Raw genomic sequence first — 19,581 nt, 5'->3', positions numbered from 1 at the left:
CCTTCTTTTAAAACGGGGTTAATCTAATTCTTTAGCGTTTCTCCAGAAATCCCAGAACCCTATTTAATCCCTTATGTTTCCTTTATCTCCATTGTGACAGAATGACTAAATGAAAACAAATATTCTAGACAATCAAGACAAAACTACTACAATAATTAAGAAAACGTGAAATATTAAAAGGAGTAACCAAAATGATTGATTCTGGTAAATTAGATATTTTTGATCTCAAAAAAATCAAAATTAATCGAACGGCAAAAGAGTTAGAAGAGGCAGGAAAAGAAAAGCGAGCTAAGGTAAGTAGCGAACAATTGGCCGAATTTATTCCCGTCCACCGAGATCCTGTTGCCGCGATTAAGAAAACAGAATCTAAAATGGTTCAGGAACTGCTGCCACTTCGTCATGAACGAATGCTGGCTAGTAAGTTTGCTTTCTTTCGCGGAACAGCAGAACTAATGGAACAAGATCTTAAGGATCAGTACCAAAGCCACATTCCGTTAATTATTTGTGGAGATGCCCACGTCAATAATTATGGCTTCTATGCTTCTCCAGAGCGCCAATTAATCTTTGGCCTGAATGATTTTGATGAATCCCGGATAGGCAATTGGGAAAGTGATCTTAAACGTCTTCTGGTTAGCGCTCGCTTAGCTGGTGAAGAAAACGGTTTTAGTAACCACCATTTGAATGCCGTCCTCCACCTAATTACTAAAACCTACCGTCATAGTATAAAGCACAATAATAAGCTGAGTCTCTTTCAACGGCTATACTCTTCATACGAAATTCATGATATGATCACTGCAATTGATACTTTGCATAGTAGTACAAGTCAAATGAACGAAATCCTCAATAAGATTATCAAGAAAAGTAGTCGGAGCAACTCTGAGCAAATTGTTAAGAAGATGACGAAACTTGACGAAAACGGCCAATTAAGGTTTAGCGAAAATGCTCCGCGCGCTAAACATCTCAATGCAGAGAAGTACGCAGAAATTCTTCAGGGCTTTAATCATTATCGGAATAATGTGCGCCAAGATATCCGCATCTTTCTTGGTAATTTTAGTATTACCGATATTATTCGCTACAGCGTTGGCGTTGGTAGTTTTGGGACTCGCTGCTACCTGCTCCTCCTCACTGGTAATGAAGGTAGCCACCTAGTTCTCCAGATTAAGGAAGCGATGCCCCTGCGCTATAACTTACTCCGTTTACCGACTGCAGAAGCAATCAAAAATGGTGTGCTGGCAGGCCGAAGAATCGTGACCGCGCAACGAACTCTTCAAGCTTCTTCTGATCCATTTCTTGGTAGCACATCATTTGGCGGCCGAAGTTACTATGTTCGCCAATTCCGTGATATGAAAGAATCAATCAATGTCAGCAAGCTTGATTACGAAAGTTTTAACCTCTACTGCCAAATCTGTAGTTCACTGTTAGCAATGGCCCACTTTCAAAGTCCAACCGCCCCAATGGTTCGTGGTTACCTAAGGGGACAGAAAATATTAGATGACGGCCTCGTCGACTGGACAAACGCCTATGCTAAACAAGTAGCTGTCGATTATGATGATTTTCGGAATAGCTTGCAGGGTAATAATGTATTAATAACAAAATAATAGTTTATAAGGAGATAGCGCAAACGTTTGCACCATCTCCTTATTCATATGTGGTAAAATGGTACTTGTAAATATTGAAGCGCTTACTTCAAGGAGGCAAATGAAATTATGAATATTACTAAAGTACCATTTGGAACTTACCAAGATAAGCCAGTTACAAAGTATATTTTGACAAATGATCACGGTGTTCAAGCGGGAATCTTAGACTTTGCTGGGCTATTACAATCATTTAAGGTGCCAACAAAGAATGGCGGCAAGGCCGATATGATCTTAACCAGTGAAAACCTTGATGAATTTACTAACAATGGTTTTTGCACTAACCGTTTAATTGGCCGGGTTGCGGGAAGAATTGCTGATGGTCACTTTGAAATTAATGGTAAGGAATACCAACTTGAACAAAATGAAGGGAAGAACACGCTTCATGGTGGGACAAATGGTTTTTACAGCTATATTTGGGATGTTGATTCTACTAACGTCACTGATAATGAAGCATCCATTACCTTAAGTCTCACCCTTACTGAAGATATGGATACTTTCCCTGGAAAAATCCATGTCACCGCAACCTATACACTAGATAATGACGATAACCTGACCTTGAAGTTTGGTGCTACATCTGATGCGGATACTTTGTTTAACCCAACTAACCACACTTATTGGAATATGGCTAAGGCAAGTGCCAAGACAGTTGATCAATTAAAACTCTATGTCAATTCCAAAAACCATTTAGCCGTTGATGATGGCAAAATCCCAACTGGAGAAAAACTGGCAAACGAAGGAACACCATTTGACTTTAGCACCCCAACCCGTCTTGGTGATGCTCTCGAAGAAATGGCATCGACTAAAGAAAACGGGTTTGATGATATTTGGGAAGTCGAACCAAGTCTCACCGAACCAGTTGCTACCCTTGAAGATCCCGAAAGCGGCCGTAAGATGACCCTCTACTCAGACCGGAATGCCTTAATCATGTACACCATGAATTCTGATGATCCAGCGGTTTATAACCACGGTGAAGTTCACCCACACTTAGGGCTTGCAATGGAAGCACAAACTCTTTCAGATGCTATCCATCATCCTGGTTTCGGTGATATCACACTTCATCCAGGTGACGAAAAGGAATACACAATTAAGTGGCACGTAGAATACTAGTTTTTTATAAGCCCTAAAGAAAAAGAAGGAAGCACTCCAGAAGTCAAAAATAACTTCTGGAGTGCTTCCTTCTCATTTTCACGATTTCCAAATACATATAGTCTAATTTCAAGAAGCTTAACTCAGCTTCTTCCCTTAAAACCATCCATTCTTTTTGATATTATCAGTGGCTTTAACAGGGAGTTGAATTGAGGGCATCCCCGTTGGTTTAAGGGTAACATAGGCGACATGTTGACCCTTTTTAACTGGAGCTTTTAGCTGGTGAGTCATTGACCGATCTGACTGATCTATCTTCAATTTTGCCCCAACCTGGTTAAGCGTTGTACCCTTAGGAAGCCAGATCGTAGTCGACTTGATTAGTTCAAGTCCGGTACTATGTTTATCTTTGGCATGGACAACATGAGCGTCCTGAACATTCTTTGATAGCTGTCGTAAAGAAGTTAGCTGAACTGGCTGATAAATCTCAGTTAATTTCTCATAGAATTTCTGAGCATCCTTGGACTGATCGTTCCAATCGCCCTTAGTATGGAGGGCAACAACAATCACCCGCCGACCAGCAAACATTCCTGTTGAAATTATACATTTACCAGCTGTATCAGTATTTCCCGTCTTCAGTCCATCAATTGTCCCGTTTTTAGGAGCAAACCCGTTTTCTGGCAATAACGAATTAATGTTTATCATTTGGTATTCCTGATTTGCACTAACCCGAAAATTAGCCATCTTAGTCTTGGTAATTTTGAGTGAATCAGGGTACGTCTCAATTAGGTACTTTGAAATAAGTGCCATATCTTTAGCCGAGAACTGGTTTTCTGCCGTCTTCTTGACATTTTTGAGGCTATTTTTCCCTAAGTCACCATTCGCTAAACCAATCATATTATAAATTTTAGCATCGGTAACGCCCGCTTTTTTGGCAACTGCTTGCATTTTCTTATTAAAGGCTGCGGTACTCCCCGCGTCCGCCAAGGCAAGGGCTTCTGCACTTCCATCAGCTGATATAATCATCATTGACTCAGTTAACTGACGAATAGTGTAGCTCTCACCCGCATTCAGTGGCACATTAGAAAAATGCCAATCATTCGCAACCTTAGCAACGGCTGGTGTAATCTTAACTTTCTGGTTCCAACTCAAGTGGTGGTTCCTTACATCCTGTTCGATTACAGCTAGCGTTAGTACCTTAGTTAAGGATGCAACCGGGTAAGTTTTATTGGCATTCTTTTGATATAGAACTTGACCTGTTTCCGCATCAATTGCGTAAGCCGCCCGCGCATTTAAACTTAACGTTGTTGTATCCGCTGAAACGGTATTAATAACCCCTAAAGCAACTACATTTACCGTTAAAATGGCAATTAGAAACGCAATTAACGCCCTTTTTAATTTTTTCATCACACTATCGTTATCCCTCTCTCAAAAATATCAAACTCAATAATATCGCATTCCGATGTTAAGAGGATGACTTTTTAATAACTTTTATGAAACATTTTCCTAGTTATTAAAATTCTCCTAATAATTAGATGAGAATTCCTCCTTTTTCCCTCAATTACTGGTATGATTGTCTAATGTTATCAAATTAAAGGAGAGTTTTCATTATGGGTGCATCTCATCGTCGGTTAAACCGTCGTAAAGTTGTCTTGTTTATTCTTATCATTCTTGCCGCTTCCTGGGGAATACACCATTTTACCGCAACTAGTCCCCGCTTAAAGTCAGCTTGGAATAAGATCATTTTCACCTCAAACAATAACGTTGCTATCGCTGTTTATTCACCGAAAACTCACCGAACATACTCATCGTCCAACGTTCCAAACCATAAATTCCATATGGCAAGTACGGTTAAGGTCAGCATTCTTGCTGGTCTCTTGGTTAAGCAAGATGGTGCCTTATCATCACACCAGCGCTCATTAGCTAAACAAATGATTGAAGCGAGTGACAATAACTCAACAAGTGAATTATTCGATAATCTTGGCGGACAGGAAGGTCTTCAATCGACGTTTAATCAATTTGGGATGAAGAATTCAACAGCGGATTCATCTTGGGGATTAAGTACCACGACGGCTAAAGATCAAATTAAGCTTCTTAATAATATTTTCTACAAATCAAACCTCTTATCCGCGGATTCTCAACAATACATCAGCAATCTAATGAGTAATGTTGAAAGTGATCAAATTTGGGGGGTCTCGGCTTCGAGTGATAATTTTGCTCTGAAGAATGGTTGGCTCGAAAATGGCAATGAAAAATGGATCATTAACAGTATTGGTTATGTTAAGAATAATAACGGTACTTCCTATACCATCGCCATGTACAGTGACAAGAACCAGTCGATGCAAACCGGAGAAGAGGTCCTCAATCAGCTTGCCCGCGTCACAAAACCAATTCTAAATTAACTCCGTAAAAATAGCCTTCTACTTTCGTTATACCGAAAGTGGGAGGCTATTTTATCCCAATTAAATTTCACCATCTATCTGGCGTTGCAACATAATCACCGATTCCATCAGGATTACCATTCCACTGGAAATCGTGATACCAGAGTGAATGCTTTTCTTGATCTAACTCATCAATTTCTTTCATTTCAGCAGCAGAAAGGACGAAATCAAAGATCTCCATGTTCTCTTTCATCCGTTGCTCATGGATTGTCTTTGCTAGTTCGATCATTCCGTGTTGCAACCCCCAGCGAAGTTCAACTTGAGCCGCACTCTTATTATGTGCTTCAGCAATCTTGTTAACAACTGGGTTCTTTAATAACGTTCCGCTTCCTAGTGGTGACCACGCTTCAAGCTTTATACCGTGTGAACGGTCAAAGTCGACAATTTCCTGTTGATGGATATGGGGGTTGAATTCAATCTGATTTACCGCCGGAATTATTGTTCCATGATCCATTAAATCAGTCAGCCTTTCATTATTAAAATTAGAAACACCAATTGCCCGTGCTTGACCATCCTTTAAAATGGCTTCCATTGCTCGCCAGGTTTCGTTATATTTTCCATCTACTGGCCAGTGCTCTAATAAAAGATCCACGTGATCAGTCTGCAAAGCCTTTAACTGCTCTTCAAAGGCTTGTCGAACACGATCATAATCTCCCTGATCACCGTTAAAGATCTTAGTAGTTAGGAAAATGTCATCACGCTTAATACCATCTTCCTTAATGGCAGCTTGAATTCCCTTACCAACACCTGCTTCATTTCCGTACTGTTTAGCAGTATCAATTAAAACATAACCATTCCGTAAGGCAGCATGAACAGCATTTGCCGCATCCTCAATTGTCGACTTCCAAACTCCCAGTCCTAATTGAGGAATCTTTACTCCATTATTCAGTTCAATTTGTGGTTGCATATTTTGGTTCATATATTACCCACCTCCATAATCTGTATTAATCCTTTTACTACTAGAATGCAAAAAAATTAATTATTAACAGCTTGCCACCTCATTGAATAACAAATCCAGCCAAGATAGGTTTATAATAAAGCTAAACTTTTAACTTAGTAACAAGCTAATCTTAGAAAATTCAAGTCATGATTCTCTGATTTCTTAAGTGGGAGTTGATAAAATGGAAATTCAATCAAGCATGTTAACCCTTGCTGATGGTAACCAAATGCCACAAGAAGGATTTGGTCTTTACAAAGTTGACGATCAAGAAACGATGAATAACGCAGTTCGCGCAGCCTATGAAGATGGTTACCGCCTTTTCGATACCGCTCAGCTTTACGGTAATGAGGCAGAAGTCGGTCAGGCATTTAAAAATTTGAATATTTCCCGGGAAAATATTTTTGTAACCACCAAGGTTTCTGAGGCTAACCAAGGATACCAAAGTGCAATTAATTCCGTAAAAGAGTCCTTAAAGAAACTTCAGATGGACTATGTTGACCTCTTACTTGTTCATTGGCCTATTCAGCGAGCCCTTTTTGATACTTGGCGTGCTTTTGAAGAATTAAAAAAGGAAGGACTTGCTAAATCAATTGGTGTTAGCAACTTTCAAATTATCCACCTTCAATATTTAGCAACCAAGGCTAATGAAATGCCTGTTGTTAACCAAGTTGAGCTTCATCCACGTTTAACCCAAAAGCCACTGCTTAAATATGACGAAGAACACCAAATTGTTACCCAGGCATGGAGTCCGCTTGGCCGTGGAGCAGTCCTCAATATTCCTGAATTAAAGGCAATTGCTGAAAAACACGGTAAGTCAACTGCTCAAATCATTTTACGTTGGCACTTACAAAACGGGGTTTCATTTATTCCAAAGTCCGTTCATCCTGAGCGAATTCAGCAAAATGCGGATATTTACGATTTTAGCCTATCTCCTGAAGAAATGAAGACGATCGATAGCCTTAATCAATACGCTCGAACCGGTCGAGAACCCGAATTGACTTACGAATACAATCATCAATATTAGCAGAAGCTGGGAATCAAGCTTTTTAAGAGTCCGTATGGCTAATCGAGAACGGAGGTGATCAGAACCGTTCTCCGTTCGTAACTAGACACTAGGGCTCTGCTTGATTTCCGCGATTAGACTCGGTAATTCCAGGAATTACTGGTAATAGTAAGGGCTTGAGAAAAAACAAAATGTTTTTTCTCAAGCTCCTTTATTAATCAAATCAAACCTCCAGCAACCTTATCTGCTAATGCAGGGTAAATGGCGATAATTGCTTGGCGGTATTCTTCGCCAGTAACCTTTAAACCAATTATCGGGAGGAAGTTATTAACATCATCGGCTGCATGATCGCCAACGACACTGACACCAGCTAAGACAGCTCCTTCAAAAATTAGGGTTAACTTTCCGGTTTGATCATTTTGACCAGCTGCAAGGCTAGAATACTTAAGATTAAGGTTTTTTGTCTGATATTGACTATTTTCCCTTGCTTCTTCCTCCTTCACACCAGCTTCAGCAATCTCCGGGAACGTAAACGCAGCGGTTCCAATCGTTGGATATTTAATTGCTAGTGATGTTTTCTCCTCTAGGTAGTTAAAGAGGTACTCTCCTTCAAATTCAGCAACCGGTGTCAGCTTAGGCTGCGGTCGACTGATAACATCACCAATTGCGTACACATTAGGATTACTCGTTTGCAGGTGTTCATTAACAATAATGCCGCCCCGATCAATATCAATGTTAGCCGCTTCTAATGCTAGCCGATCAATATTGGGTTGACGACCACTTGTATCGACCACATAATCAGTTGGGATTTCCCCTTGATCGGTCTGAACAATGAATCCTTCATCTTGTTGACGGACGCCTTGAACGCTGGTATCCATTAAAAATTCGACGCCACGCTTTTCCATTGCTTCCTTTACCACTTGAACCTTTGATGCAGGGAAAGCTTTTAATGGACGGGCGGAATGGTCAATGATCGTAACTGCAGCTCCTGCAGCACCAAGCACAGTTGCTAATTCCATAGCAACATAACCGCCGCCAATAAAGGTAACATGTTGCGGCAAGTGTGGGAGTGATAGGACATCCCTACTAGTATGCGTAAATTGGTCGCCAGGAATTGCTAACCGATGAGGACGTTGCCCTGTAGCAATTACAATTCGGTTGCTTTGATATTGGTGACCATTAACTTCAATTGTATTATCATCCACGAAATGGGCATACCCTGACTCAACATCATGGCTTTTAGCAATGATCGCCTTAGTCTCTTCTGGCCATGAATTAAACCGTTCTAACTTAGTAGCCATTAACTTCTGCCAATCGATTGTTGCCGTTTGTTCGATTCCTCTTCCTTGGAGTTGCTGACTCTGTAAAACTACTCTAGTTGCCCCTTCAAGGAAAATTTTTGGCTCACAGCCATAATTTGGGCATGTCCCGCCAAATTCATCCCCATCAACAACTAAAACTTTCCGGGATGTTTTAGCTAACAAATTAGATAGCTTGTAGGCTGCTGGACCAGACCCAATTAAAATATAATCATATTTTTTCATTTCTTACCCTCCATTTCTCTTGGTCTCAAGATAACACAAGATGGTTTCAAAAAATATTTTTCTGCTTATTCAACTTTTCACTTTTACTGTCCATTCGTTTCATTTCGCATTCCCATAAGCTTTCATTCTTATTTTCATAAGATGCCAATTTAATAGCAATGAAAATGATTACAATTTTAATTGATAAACGTTTGATATTTAAAAATAGTCATTGTATATTATTCACACAAGCAAATGATAAGCGCTTATCAAATTAATATTTGGAGAGTAATTTGAACTATGAATAACAAGAATTCAATGGTTACCAAACTCGCTTTCTTATCCGTTTCCTTCATGGTTACTAGTGCATATGCCATTCAAGGTTCACTACCACAATTAAAGGCTGCATTAGGAATCAGTCAGCCACAATCGGAGTACCTGGTTACTACTCCTTCATTTGCGGTAATGATCTTCGTTGTCCTTTCACCATTACTTCAAGAATGGTTCAACATTTCTGACAAGAAGATTATTATGGCTGGTGTTACCATCGTTGGACTTGCTGGGTTGGTTCCAATGTTTATTAGTAACTACACTATTATCCTGATTTCCCGACTAATTCTGGGTGCTGGTTATGGGTTATATAACTCCCAAGCTATTTCCCTGATTTCTGTTTGGTATCAAGGCGAAACCCGAGCGCAAATGCTTGGTTGGCGTGCGGCTGCCGAACAAATTGGTCAAGCATGTACCCTTGCAGTTGCTGGTCTCTTACTCAACTATGCTGGCTGGCATGCTTCATTCCTTGTTTATGCCTTTGCATTCGTTGTCCTCTTCTTCTTTGCAATGCGGGTTCCTGATGACAGTAAAGCTCAAGACGATAGCGTTGCTGAAGATGATCTCGCTGAGGAACTAACTAACGAAAAGCCACAAGATATTACCAAGATTAGCCCCGTTGTTTATCTTCTTGTCTTATTCGCGTTTCTGCTAGTTGTAGACTACGTTGGAATGGAAAACCGGTTCCCTGGTCTTTCTGTTGCCATCAACGGTGAACAATACACCGGTTCATCAATGTTCCTTTCCTTAATGTTGATTGGGGCAACTCTTGGTGGAATCTGCTACGGTCCAATTAATAAACGCCTTGGCTTTGGAACTGTTTACCTTGGCCTCGGCTTAATGGCCCTTTCAAACTTCTTATTCGGGTTTGCCGGTCATAACTTTGTTGTCATGGTTATCGGTTTGTTATTAATCGGTTTCCCCCTTCAATTAGTTTCACCATTAATTTTTAACTTACTTCCAGACTTGGCTCCTGCTAAGCGACAACCATTAGTAACATCCCTTTGCTTAATCGGATTTAACTTTGGTTCATTCTTCTCACCAACTATCGGGCAATGGACAAACAACTTGCTTGGCCAGCCATTAAGTGGTCTCGGCCTTGCAGCACCATTTCCGGTTTACGGTGTTGTCCTGATTCTAATCGGAATCATTATCTTCTTTGCAAGTCGTCACGCACACAAAGCTTAATCAGAATTATTTAGGAGGATTTTAATTATGCCTATTCAAAACAAAGCAATGTTAATTACCTACTCTGACTCAATGGGAAAGAACATCAAGGAAACTCATGAAGTATTGAAGAACTACATTGGTGACGCTATTGGTGGTGTTCACTTACTACCATTCTTCCCTTCAACTGGTGACCGTGGGTTTGCCCCATACCGTTACGATGTTGTTGATTCTGCGTTCGGTGACTGGGATGATGTTGAAGCATTAGGTGAAGACTACTACTTAATGTTTGACTTCATGATCAACCACATCTCCAAGAAGTCAGAAATGTACCAAGACTTCAAGGAAAAGCATGACGATTCCAAGTACAATGATTTCTTCATTCGTTGGGAAAAGTTCTGGGAAGCAGCCGGTAAGGGTCGTCCTACTCAAAAAGATATTGACCTTATTTACAAGCGGAAAGATAAGGCTCCTGAACAAGAAATTGACTTTGCTGACGGTTCTAAGGAACACCTCTGGAATACTTTTGGTGAAGAACAAATTGACATCAACGTTAAGAGTAAGGTTGCTCAAGAATTCTTCAAGCAAACTCTTACTGACATGGTTAAGCACGGTGCTGACTTAATTCGTTTAGATGCCTTTGCTTACGCTGTTAAGAAGGTTGACACTAACGACTTCTTTGTCGAACCAGAAATTTGGGACCTCTTAAATGAAGTGCGTGATATTCTTGCCCCTTACAAGGCTGATATCTTGCCAGAAATTCATGAACACTACACTATTCCAGAAAAGATTTCTGACCACGGTTACTTTGTTTACGACTTTGCATTACCAATGACCACCCTTTACACTCTCTACTCTGGTAAGACTAACCGCCTTGCCAAGTGGTTGAAGATGTCACCAATGAAGCAATTCACTACTCTTGATACTCATGATGGAATCGGTGTTGTTGATGCTAAGGACATCTTAACTGATGACGAAATCGAATACGCATCAAACGAATTATACAAGGTTGGTGCCAACGTTAAGCGGAAGTACTCAAGTGCTGAATACCACAACCTTGATATTTACCAAATCAACTCTACTTACTACTCAGCACTAGGTGACAACGATGACGCCTACCTTCTTTCCCGGGCAATCCAGGTTTTTGCTCCTGGTATTCCAATGGTTTACTATGTTGGTTTGCTTGCCGGCTCAAATGACCTTGAATTACTTGAAAAGACTAAGGAAGGTCGGAACATTAACCGTCACTACTACACTAAGGATGAAGTTGCTAAGGAAGTTCAACGTCCAGTAGTTGCAAATCTCCTGAAGTTACTCTCATGGCGGAACAAGTTTGCTGCCTTTGATCTTGATGGCTCAATTGAAGTTGAAACTCCAACCGAAACCACAATCAAGATTACCCGGAAAGATAAAGATGGCAAGAACGTTGCTGTCCTCGATGCTGATGCCGCCAACAAGACCTTTACAATCACTGCTAACGGTGAAAAGGTTATGGAACAAAAGTAATTCATTGAATTAACCGACTGATCATAAACCCTTTCCAATTAATAAGTCCGGTTAAATAACTAGAATTACCAATATTTTAAACTTAATTAGGTCACTAATATTCTAAGGTTTCTGGAATATTAGTGACCTATTTTTTGTAATTGCGTTCATTGTAAGCGGTTTTATGGTACGATCAGAATAGAGTTGTATTGTTAACTAGGTTTGTTACAGGAGGATGATTATAATGGCATTTCAAAATGTAACAATTGCTGGAACGGGTGTGCTTGGAAGCCAGATTGCTTATCAAACGGCATTAAATGGTTTCAACGTTACAGCATATGATCGCAATCCAGATACTGCTAAGAAGCGGGTCAGTGCGCTGAAGACAAGTTACCAAAACGATTTAGGACTAAGCGATGATGAATTCAACGCTGGTCTTAGTCGGCTTAGCTTTACTTCTGACCTTACCGAAGCGGTTAAAGATGCTGATTATGTAATTGAAGCTTTACCAGAAAATCTGGAAATTAAGGAAGAGTTCTACAAGCAATTATCAAAGCTTGCTCCAGAAAAGACTATTTTTGCAAGTAACTCCTCAACCATGGTTCCCAGTCAGCTAGTTAAGTTTGTCGATCGACCAGCAAAATTCCTGCACATGCACTTTGCCAATAAAATTTGGAAGTGTAATGTTGCCGAAATTATGGGAACTGAGCAAACTGATCCAGCTGTTTTTCAAGAAGTGGTTGACTTTGCCCATGCAATTAAGATGGTGCCAATTCCACTGCACAAAGAACAACCAGGATACGTCCTTAATTCCCTCCTGATCCCATTTGTGATTAGCGCAATGGCTCTTTGGGTAAAGGGCGTTGCCGATCCACAGACGGTTGATAAGGACTGGATGATCTCTACCGGTTCACCTGTTGGCCCGTTTATGATGCTCGATGACGTTGGTTTACGGACAGTTTGGAACATTGTTACTAACCTTTACGAATCTCGCCATCAAGAAATCTTCAAGGTAATTGCATCGACTTAAGGAAATGATTGATGCTGGTCACGAAGGACTTGAATCAGGCCAAGGGTTCTATCACTACCCTAACCCAGAATTCGCGGACCCGGATTTTCTTAAGAAGTAGAAGGGAGCACGTAATTATGTCATTTAAAAACATTACTGTTGCGGGTGCTGGTGTTTTAGGAAGCCAGATTGCCTACCAAATTGCACTTAGTGGGTTTAATGTTACCGTTTATAACCATCACATTGATACCGCTGAAAAGCGAATTAATGCGTTAAAGGCAGATTATCAACGTGATCTCAACCTAACCGATCAAGAGTTCCAGGCTGGGTTAGATAACATTACTACAATTACCACTGATCTTCCAGAAGCCGTTAAGGACGCCGATTACGTCATCGAAGCTCTTCCCGAGTCATTAGAACTCAAGGAAAAGTTTTACGCTGAACTTTCGCAGGCTGCTCCTGCTAAAACGATCTTTGCAAGTAATTCTTCATCATTTATCCCCAGCCAGCTAGTTAAGTTTGTTGATCGCCCAGCAAAATTCCTGCACATGCACTTTGCTAATAAAATTTGGCGGTTTAATGTTGCGGAAATTATGGGAACTGAACAAACTGATCCAGCAGTTTACCAAGAAGTGGTTGACTTTGCTCGTGAAATTAAGATGGTGCCAATTGAAGTTCATAAGGAACAACATGGCTATGTTCTTAACGCTGTCTTAATGCCCCTTCTTGCTTCTGCAATGCAATTATGGGCGAATGATGTTTCTGATCCGCAAACAATTGATAAGGATTGGATGATTTCTACTAATTCACCAATGGGTCCATTTATGATCTTGGACATGGTTGGTTTACGAACCCCTTACCAAATGGAACTCAATGCTTATCAAACTACCAAAGATGAGATCCACCAAACAATTGCCCAGAAGTTAAAAGCAATGATTGACGCTGGTCACGTTGGTCAAGAGTCAGGTCAAGGATTCTACCATTACCCTAACCCTGAGTTTGAAGATCCTGATTTTCTCAAGAAATAAATCAATAGCTATGAAATAGCAAAAAGATCACTAACGATGAAATTTCAATCGTTAATGATCTTTTTGTTTAAGTTTAATTTACTATTCCTGTCCTTCAGATAATGCGCCAAGAAGAGCAATTGCCATCATGTACCAAGCATTGGTGTCATCAAGCATTGGCAACTCGCTAGCATCATTAGGAACCTGCTCAGCAACGTTCTGAACTGATTGTTGTTGGGCTGGCGCTGGCTGTGGCTGCGGAGCCGGTTGCTGCTGAGTCTGTGGTTGTTGAACCGGTTGTGATTGTTGTTGACTAACCGGCTGTTGTGGCTGAACAGTAACTTGTGAAGCTGGTTCTTGGACTACAACTTCCTGTGGATTATCAGTGGCTTGCGGTTGTTGAACAACTGATTGTGGTTGTTGCTGTGGTGCCGTTGATTGTCCTTGTGGTGCTAATTGAACTACTACTTCCTGTGATTGCGGAGTAGTTGGTTGTGTTTGCTGGTGAACAACAACTTTTTGCTGAGGTGCAGTCTGTTGTGGCTGCGATTGTGGTTGTTGAACTGGTTGTGATTGCTGTTGACTAACCGGCTGTTGAATTACTGTTTCCCCAGCAGGTGATTCTTCAATTACCCCTTGGTCACTACTATTAGCTGCTGGTGAAGGTTGTTGTGCAGCCTGATGACGTAACACAGTAACGTTATAAGTGGCGATTGCTGGTGTGTTGTTGTCATCGGTTACTTGAATACTAATCCCTTTTGGTTTACCAAAGTATTCAAAATCAGGTGAGAAGGTCACTAATCCGGTACTTGGTTCCAAAATATAACTACCAATTCCCGAGATGGAAATCTTTTCAGCATTACTTACCTGACCATTAATAATAAATCGTGCCGGGTGATTAGCATCAATTCGCGCCATTACTTGATCACTGCCACTAGTAATCCGAACCTTAGAAGTTTGACTCTGACCTTGTTCACCAATTGTTGGCGCAATCCGCGCACTTGGCCGAACAGCATCAACTGTTGGCTGGTACTGAAGGTTGGTCTGTTCGCCACTAGCAGACGTTATCCGAATAGTTACTTTATCTGGTTGACCAATAAAGTTTTTATCTGGCGCAAATGATACCGTTCCTGTATTAGGGTCAATTTGATATAGACCAACAGTCTGACCATTTTTAGTTGCGCTAAGCTGCTTACTTGCCTGACCATTACTAATAAACTCAATTGGCCAATTACTATCGAGAGGTCTTCCTGGTTCATTAGGACTAGAAATAATTGTAATCTGTGAAGTCTGGGTAACTCCTTGGATATCATGAGTGTTTTGCAACTGAATTCCTAAAACAGTCTGACTGAAATTACCAAGATAACTATGTCCATCTGAACCATAAGCAATAAATTCGATTGGTTGCGGACGACCAACAAACGTTCCGCTCGGTTGGTAAATAATTTCATTCTTTCCTCGATCGAGCCGGTAAACACCAATCTTTTCATCGTTCAAGATTGCATCAAGTGATTGGGCACCAGTTGCACTTCCGTTGACCCAGAACTTAATGTCTCTTACATCAATATTTGATGGCTTTTTCTCTTCAATCTTCTTCTCAGGATTAGTCCGTTGATAAAACAGATCAGTTGATGGGTTGTCGTTTTGGGTAATCACGGGCAGATTATTTTTAATTGAAATTTTGGCATGTTGTTCCTTACCTTGCCAACCAACAGTTGATGGGTTAGAAACCTCACCACGAATAATTTGTGGTTGGAACCGAACAAAACCAATATATTCAAAATTACTGTCTGATAAGATCACATAAGCTGGCGCAACCGGACCATTATAAGTGCTGTCAGTTAACTCAAAACTAACCTCAGCACCACGGTGGCACCCTTAGAGGTTAACGTGTATGTCCCAATGTTGGTATCTGGAACCGGTTCGCCATTTTCATCCATCTTCTGAGCAACCATCTTAACAGAATTTCGCCCAGTATCAATGTAGTTTCCTTCAACCCAAATAGAGGTATTCTTACCAAAAATCTGGTTTAAATTATTAGTTAGCGTAATGGGACCAAATGTAGCGGGCCACATTTCATCCCCTGACGTACTAACACTATAAAAGTTATCCAGCTCAATACTTTGTGGCTGGTTAGAAAGGTTAGCCGTTTTTTTGCCCAACTAAACTGTAGTAAACAATGTAATAGATATCAGTGTCCTTAGTAGGATCCTTTAAGGTTGCCGGATCAAACGTAGTTACAACGTTACCATCGCTCAATACCGAAGCATAACCACCTTCGACGGGGATATGAATCTTCTTAAATGAGCCATCCTCGTTCTGGGTGTATGGAATTGACCGTAATTTTTCTTGCTTTAATGCCCGATCTAAACTATGTAAAACAACGGATCCGTAGTGTCCCTGCTCACCTTCATCGAAGTATTCATTAGCAGCAGTCAGTTGACTTGGATCTATTGGTTGATTTTGCTCATTAATATTCATTGTCTCACCGTCACTTTGCCTTATTGACCAGTCCGTTACAACCACTAATTATAAAAGTATTACCCCCGATTATTGATTGTAACGGTATAATTCATTTTCTATTCCCAATTGTTACTCTTCCTCATTCACAAGATTCTTTTGTGAAAGGATGTGCTAATGGGGTTAGAATAACATTCGCCTGATAACCAAATTTTAAATTTCTTAATTTAAACTCTCAAAATAAATCGTATATCTATTTTAACGTAAATGCAATTATTATCATACACTTATCCCTATATAACTAAGTTTATTATTATTTAACTTTATTAAACCTCTACCAGGTTCCTCCGAAGATTAAATGATACAATAAAAGTGAAATTAATAGTATTTTATCGGTCTTTTGTGAAGGGAGTAATTTAAATGGTCATGAATCCAAGTAAAGCTCAAGATGTCTGGAAAGACGCAGGAGAGCACGTTCAGTTTACGGTTCTTGAACTAAACCGCAAAGATCAAGCAAAAGAACAAGAGGCAATTCAAGAATTTGTGGATCGCTATCAGGCAATTATCAGATCATTACGAATCCGTGATAATGGTGGTAACCTGAAAACCTCATTAGGCTTTAGCAGTGATGCTTGGGATTACCTTTTTCCAAATGCTCCTAAGCCAAAGGAACTTGAACCATACCAAACCCTTTCCGGTGAGAAATATACAATGCCAGCCACTAAAGGGGATCTCTTCCTTCATATTCGGGCAAATGACGAGGCTGTTGTATACGAGCTCCTCCGTCAATGTCGTCTCTTCCTGAAGGACTTTACTACCGTTGTCGACGAAACAAAGGGCTTCCGTTACTTTGAGGGGCGAGCAATTATCGGCTTTATTGATGGTACTGAAGCGCCACAAGTTGAAGATGCCGCCCATTATGCAATCATTGGCGACGAAGACCCATTCTTTGAAAATGGCTCATATGCCTTTGCGCAAAAATGGCGTCACCACATGGACATCTGGAATCAATTAACTACTGAAGATCAGGAAAAGGCTGTTGGGCGAAAGAAGTTTAGCGACCTTGAGCTTGAAGATCACGAAAAGTTTGCTAACGCCCACAATGTTGCCTCACAAGCAACAATTAACGGTGTAGAACAGAAGATCGTCCGGATGAACGTCCCATACTCCGATCCCGTTGCCGGAAATACAGGAACTTACTTCATCGGTTATTCCCGTTATTGGAAGGTCACCAAGACAATGCTTGAAAACATGCTCAAGAAGAATGATTACCTGCTATCATTCTCTGATATTCTTTCCGGCCAGCTCTTCTTTATTCCTTCTCGTCCCCTATTAGACAAAATCGCGGATGGGGAATTAAATTAGAGTGTGAGCCAGCAAAGAACTTGCGGAAAGATAACACTAACTCCCGACAAAGGCGTCTTGCGCCTAAGCGGTGAACCAGAAAACTTGTTTTCGTCTGTGAACCCTCGCAAGGATGACTAGAACTTTATGGATATAAAGTTCAGTCAGCTACTGCGGAAGGAGGTTGCTAGCTCTAGCAAGTCCCTGGCGAACACATTTTGACTTAGTTGCCTAGGTTGTTAGCTCGAGGAAGGTTAGGGCGAACACGTTTCTATTAGAGTGTGAGCAGGTAAAAAAGAACCGTAAGACAACAATTTCTCCCGACTGGATGCTGAAAACATCTGGGAGGGAGGTTGTTGTCTATAGGTTCTTTCCTGCGAACACGTTTCCACCCTATCGCAGCAAAATCACCATTTGACAACTCTTCTTAAAATTGATATGCTCTGATTAACAATTTTGAGGAGGGATCATCCATTGAAGTTTTAATTCTACACAATTTACTGCAACTAATCTGTATCTATGACGCGGAAAGGTTGCTCACGGGTAGAATTATTATTTCAATGTGAAGATCATAAATTTAATGGTAGGAGAATACCATTTTAAAGGTCTGCCCGTGTGGTAGGCCTTTTTTGCGTCCATCGAAAGGACGTGACGAGTTTAATGGAAAACTTAACAATCAGAAACCTCTCATTTGCTTATCCAGGGCAAGCTCCCCTTTTCGATCACTGTAATTTAGATCTTGATGGTGACTGGAAATTAGGCTTACTTGGTAGAAACGGTCGTGGAAAAACTACTCTGATGAAGATTCTCCGTGGTCTTGTCAACTATCAAGGTTCGATCATTACTAATCTAAAACCACAATATTTCCCGCTAACAATTAAGGATCCGGCTTTCCTTGCTGGAGACGCGGTAATTGAAGCAGTTCCAAACTCGTTTCTTGAGCCTTGGCAATTAGAGCGAGAACTAAATTTGATGGCAACCAATCCTGAAATCTTGTGGCAACCTTACTCAACATTAAGCGGTGGCGAACGAACAAAGCTCCAGTTAGCAGCCCTCTTTGCCAGTGATTATGATTATCTTCTTCTCGATGAACCAACAAACCATCTTGACCAGGTTGGTCGTAAACAAGTTGCTAACTATCTCCGTCAAAAAACTACCGGTTTCATCATCACCAGTCACGATCGAGAATTTCTTGATCAAATCATTGACCATACCCTAGTAATCGAAAAATCCCAACTAGTCTTAGAGCGAGGAAATTATTCAACTTACTTTAAACAAAAAAAGCGTCGTGACCAAGAAGCAATCACGACTAATCAGCAATTGAAAACTGATATTAAAAAACTTAGACAGAGTCAACAGCAACGCCAGCAATGGGCCAAGCGAGCTGAAGGTGAGAAAAAGAATAACTCCCACGCTGATAAGGGATTTCTTGGCGCTAAGGCCGCAAAAATGATGAAGAAATCAGTGACCATTAATAACCGAATTGAGCAAGCAATCAATGATAAACAAGGATTGCTTAACAACATCGATTCCATCACACCACTCTCGCTTAATCTTCAACAAGATCATCACCAAACTTTATTAACGATTAAGGACGTAACGCTCTCGTTTCCTGACCGGCAGCTCTTTGCCCCGCTGAATTTTACCGTTAAGCAAAATGAACAGGTTGCTCTCAGCGGCAGAAACGGTACTGGAAAGTCCAGCTTAATCCAGGCAATTTGTCAGCAATTCCCCGGGAATATTAACGGAACGATTGAGCTTGCTAGCAATATTACAGTTAGTACGGTTCGTCAAGACTATTCAGATAATTCAGGAAACCTCACTGAATTTGCAAAGAATAATCATCTTGATCTCAAGTTATTTCTTAACCTTCTTCACAAGCTAGGGGTTCCCCGCTCAGCCTTTAATAACAGAATTGAGACGATGAGCATGGGGCAGCAAAAGAAGGTTGAATTGGCACGATCACTAGCTACTCCCGCCCATCTCTATATCTGGGATGAACCATTAAATTACCTGGACACATATAATCAGGAGCAGCTAATTGACTTAATTCAAGCATACAAACCACCGCTCCTCTTTGTGGAACACGATCACCACTTTATTGAGCAGGTAGGTTCGAAGATTATTCAATTAAATAAAGATGCGTAAACTG

General features: G+C 40.7%; 15 protein-coding genes and 1 pseudogene. 10 read left to right on the top strand and 6 right to left on the bottom strand.

The annotated features are described in order from the left end of the window. The first annotated feature begins 191 nt into the window (after positions 1 to 191). Together PRK60_RS01125 and PRK60_RS01120 are read left to right on the top strand one after the other, a co-directional pair. Positions 192 to 1,598, top strand: coding sequence for a DUF2252 domain-containing protein (locus PRK60_RS01125; RefSeq protein ID WP_178695513.1), 1,407 nt, complete (start codon positions 192 to 194; stop codon positions 1,596 to 1,598). A gap of 108 nt (positions 1,599 to 1,706) precedes the next feature. Further along, positions 1,707 to 2,744, top strand: coding sequence for an aldose epimerase family protein (locus tag PRK60_RS01120; protein ID WP_102168193.1), 1,038 nt, complete (start codon positions 1,707 to 1,709; stop codon positions 2,742 to 2,744). 135 nt (positions 2,745 to 2,879) lie between these two features. Here PRK60_RS01120 and PRK60_RS01115 read toward each other — a convergent pair whose 3' ends face one another. After that, complete coding sequence (locus PRK60_RS01115; protein ID WP_273646156.1) at positions 2,880 to 4,127, bottom strand: D-alanyl-D-alanine carboxypeptidase family protein; 1,248 nt, start codon at positions 4,125 to 4,127, stop codon at positions 2,880 to 2,882. A gap of 203 nt (positions 4,128 to 4,330) precedes the next feature. Between PRK60_RS01115 and PRK60_RS01110 the strand changes: the two genes are divergently transcribed. After that, positions 4,331 to 5,122 (top strand): serine hydrolase, encoded by a 792-nt coding sequence (locus PRK60_RS01110; RefSeq protein WP_102168194.1) that lies wholly within the window; start codon positions 4,331 to 4,333, stop codon positions 5,120 to 5,122. Positions 5,123 to 5,189: 67 nt separating this feature from the next. On the opposite strand, the gene PRK60_RS01105 is transcribed toward PRK60_RS01110, so the two are convergent. Beyond that, complete coding sequence (locus tag PRK60_RS01105; protein WP_102168195.1) at positions 5,190 to 6,080, bottom strand: aldo/keto reductase; 891 nt, start codon at positions 6,078 to 6,080, stop codon at positions 5,190 to 5,192. Between the two features lie 202 nt (positions 6,081 to 6,282). On the opposite strand from PRK60_RS01105, the gene PRK60_RS01100 reads away from it, so the two are divergent. Continuing rightward, on the top strand, positions 6,283 to 7,125 hold the full coding sequence (locus tag PRK60_RS01100) for an aldo/keto reductase (RefSeq protein WP_273646155.1): 843 nt from the start codon (positions 6,283 to 6,285) through the stop codon (positions 7,123 to 7,125). Between the two features lie 197 nt (positions 7,126 to 7,322). Here the strand turns inward: PRK60_RS01100 and PRK60_RS01095 are convergent, their stop codons facing one another. Continuing rightward, complete coding sequence (locus tag PRK60_RS01095) at positions 7,323 to 8,648, bottom strand: dihydrolipoyl dehydrogenase family protein (RefSeq protein WP_148444460.1); 1,326 nt, start codon at positions 8,646 to 8,648, stop codon at positions 7,323 to 7,325. Positions 8,649 to 8,927: 279 nt separating this feature from the next. On the opposite strand from PRK60_RS01095, the gene PRK60_RS01090 reads away from it, so the two are divergent. The 4 genes and pseudogenes from PRK60_RS01090 (at position 8,928) to PRK60_RS01075 (ending at position 13,646) form a co-directional block, all read left to right on the top strand. Further along, on the top strand, positions 8,928 to 10,145 hold the full coding sequence (locus tag PRK60_RS01090) for an MFS transporter (protein ID WP_102168198.1): 1,218 nt from the start codon (positions 8,928 to 8,930) through the stop codon (positions 10,143 to 10,145). Between the two features lie 27 nt (positions 10,146 to 10,172). Continuing rightward, positions 10,173 to 11,630, top strand: coding sequence for a sucrose phosphorylase (gtfA, locus tag PRK60_RS01085; RefSeq protein WP_148444461.1), 1,458 nt, complete (start codon positions 10,173 to 10,175; stop codon positions 11,628 to 11,630). Between the two features lie 223 nt (positions 11,631 to 11,853). Continuing rightward, positions 11,854 to 12,739, top strand: a pseudogene (locus PRK60_RS01080) (3-hydroxyacyl-CoA dehydrogenase). A gap of 16 nt (positions 12,740 to 12,755) precedes the next feature. After that, positions 12,756 to 13,646 (top strand): 3-hydroxyacyl-CoA dehydrogenase, encoded by an 891-nt coding sequence (locus PRK60_RS01075; protein WP_148444462.1) that lies wholly within the window; start codon positions 12,756 to 12,758, stop codon positions 13,644 to 13,646. Between the two features lie 81 nt (positions 13,647 to 13,727). Here PRK60_RS01075 and PRK60_RS01070 read toward each other — a convergent pair whose 3' ends face one another. From PRK60_RS01070 to PRK60_RS01060, 3 genes are all read right to left on the bottom strand, one after another. Further along, complete coding sequence (locus PRK60_RS01070; protein ID WP_273646154.1) at positions 13,728 to 15,428, bottom strand: hypothetical protein; 1,701 nt, start codon at positions 15,426 to 15,428, stop codon at positions 13,728 to 13,730. Between the two features lie 38 nt (positions 15,429 to 15,466). After that, the gene (locus tag PRK60_RS01065) at positions 15,467 to 15,700 is read right to left on the bottom strand and encodes a hypothetical protein (protein ID WP_273646153.1); all 234 of its coding nucleotides are present in this window, start codon (positions 15,698 to 15,700) and stop codon (positions 15,467 to 15,469) included. Positions 15,701 to 15,767: 67 nt separating this feature from the next. Then, positions 15,768 to 16,106 (bottom strand): hypothetical protein, encoded by a 339-nt coding sequence (locus tag PRK60_RS01060; protein ID WP_273646152.1) that lies wholly within the window; start codon positions 16,104 to 16,106, stop codon positions 15,768 to 15,770. 399 nt (positions 16,107 to 16,505) lie between these two features. On the opposite strand from PRK60_RS01060, the gene PRK60_RS01055 reads away from it, so the two are divergent. Further along, positions 16,506 to 17,450: a Dyp-type peroxidase gene (locus PRK60_RS01055; protein ID WP_102168202.1), complete on the top strand. Its 945-nt coding sequence runs from the start codon at positions 16,506 to 16,508 to the stop codon at positions 17,448 to 17,450. 639 nt (positions 17,451 to 18,089) lie between these two features. Then, positions 18,090 to 19,577 (top strand): ribosomal protection-like ABC-F family protein, encoded by a 1,488-nt coding sequence (gene abc-f, locus PRK60_RS01050; protein ID WP_273646151.1) that lies wholly within the window; start codon positions 18,090 to 18,092, stop codon positions 19,575 to 19,577. Positions 19,578 to 19,581 lie beyond the last annotated feature (4 nt).

Source organism: Limosilactobacillus portuensis (assembly GCF_028607025.1).
In the GTDB taxonomy this organism is placed as follows: Bacteria; Bacillota; Bacilli; order Lactobacillales; family Lactobacillaceae; genus Limosilactobacillus; species Limosilactobacillus portuensis.
The sequence above is the reverse complement of the archived record's forward strand: the minus strand, read 5'-3'. Positions and strand labels throughout refer to the sequence as shown.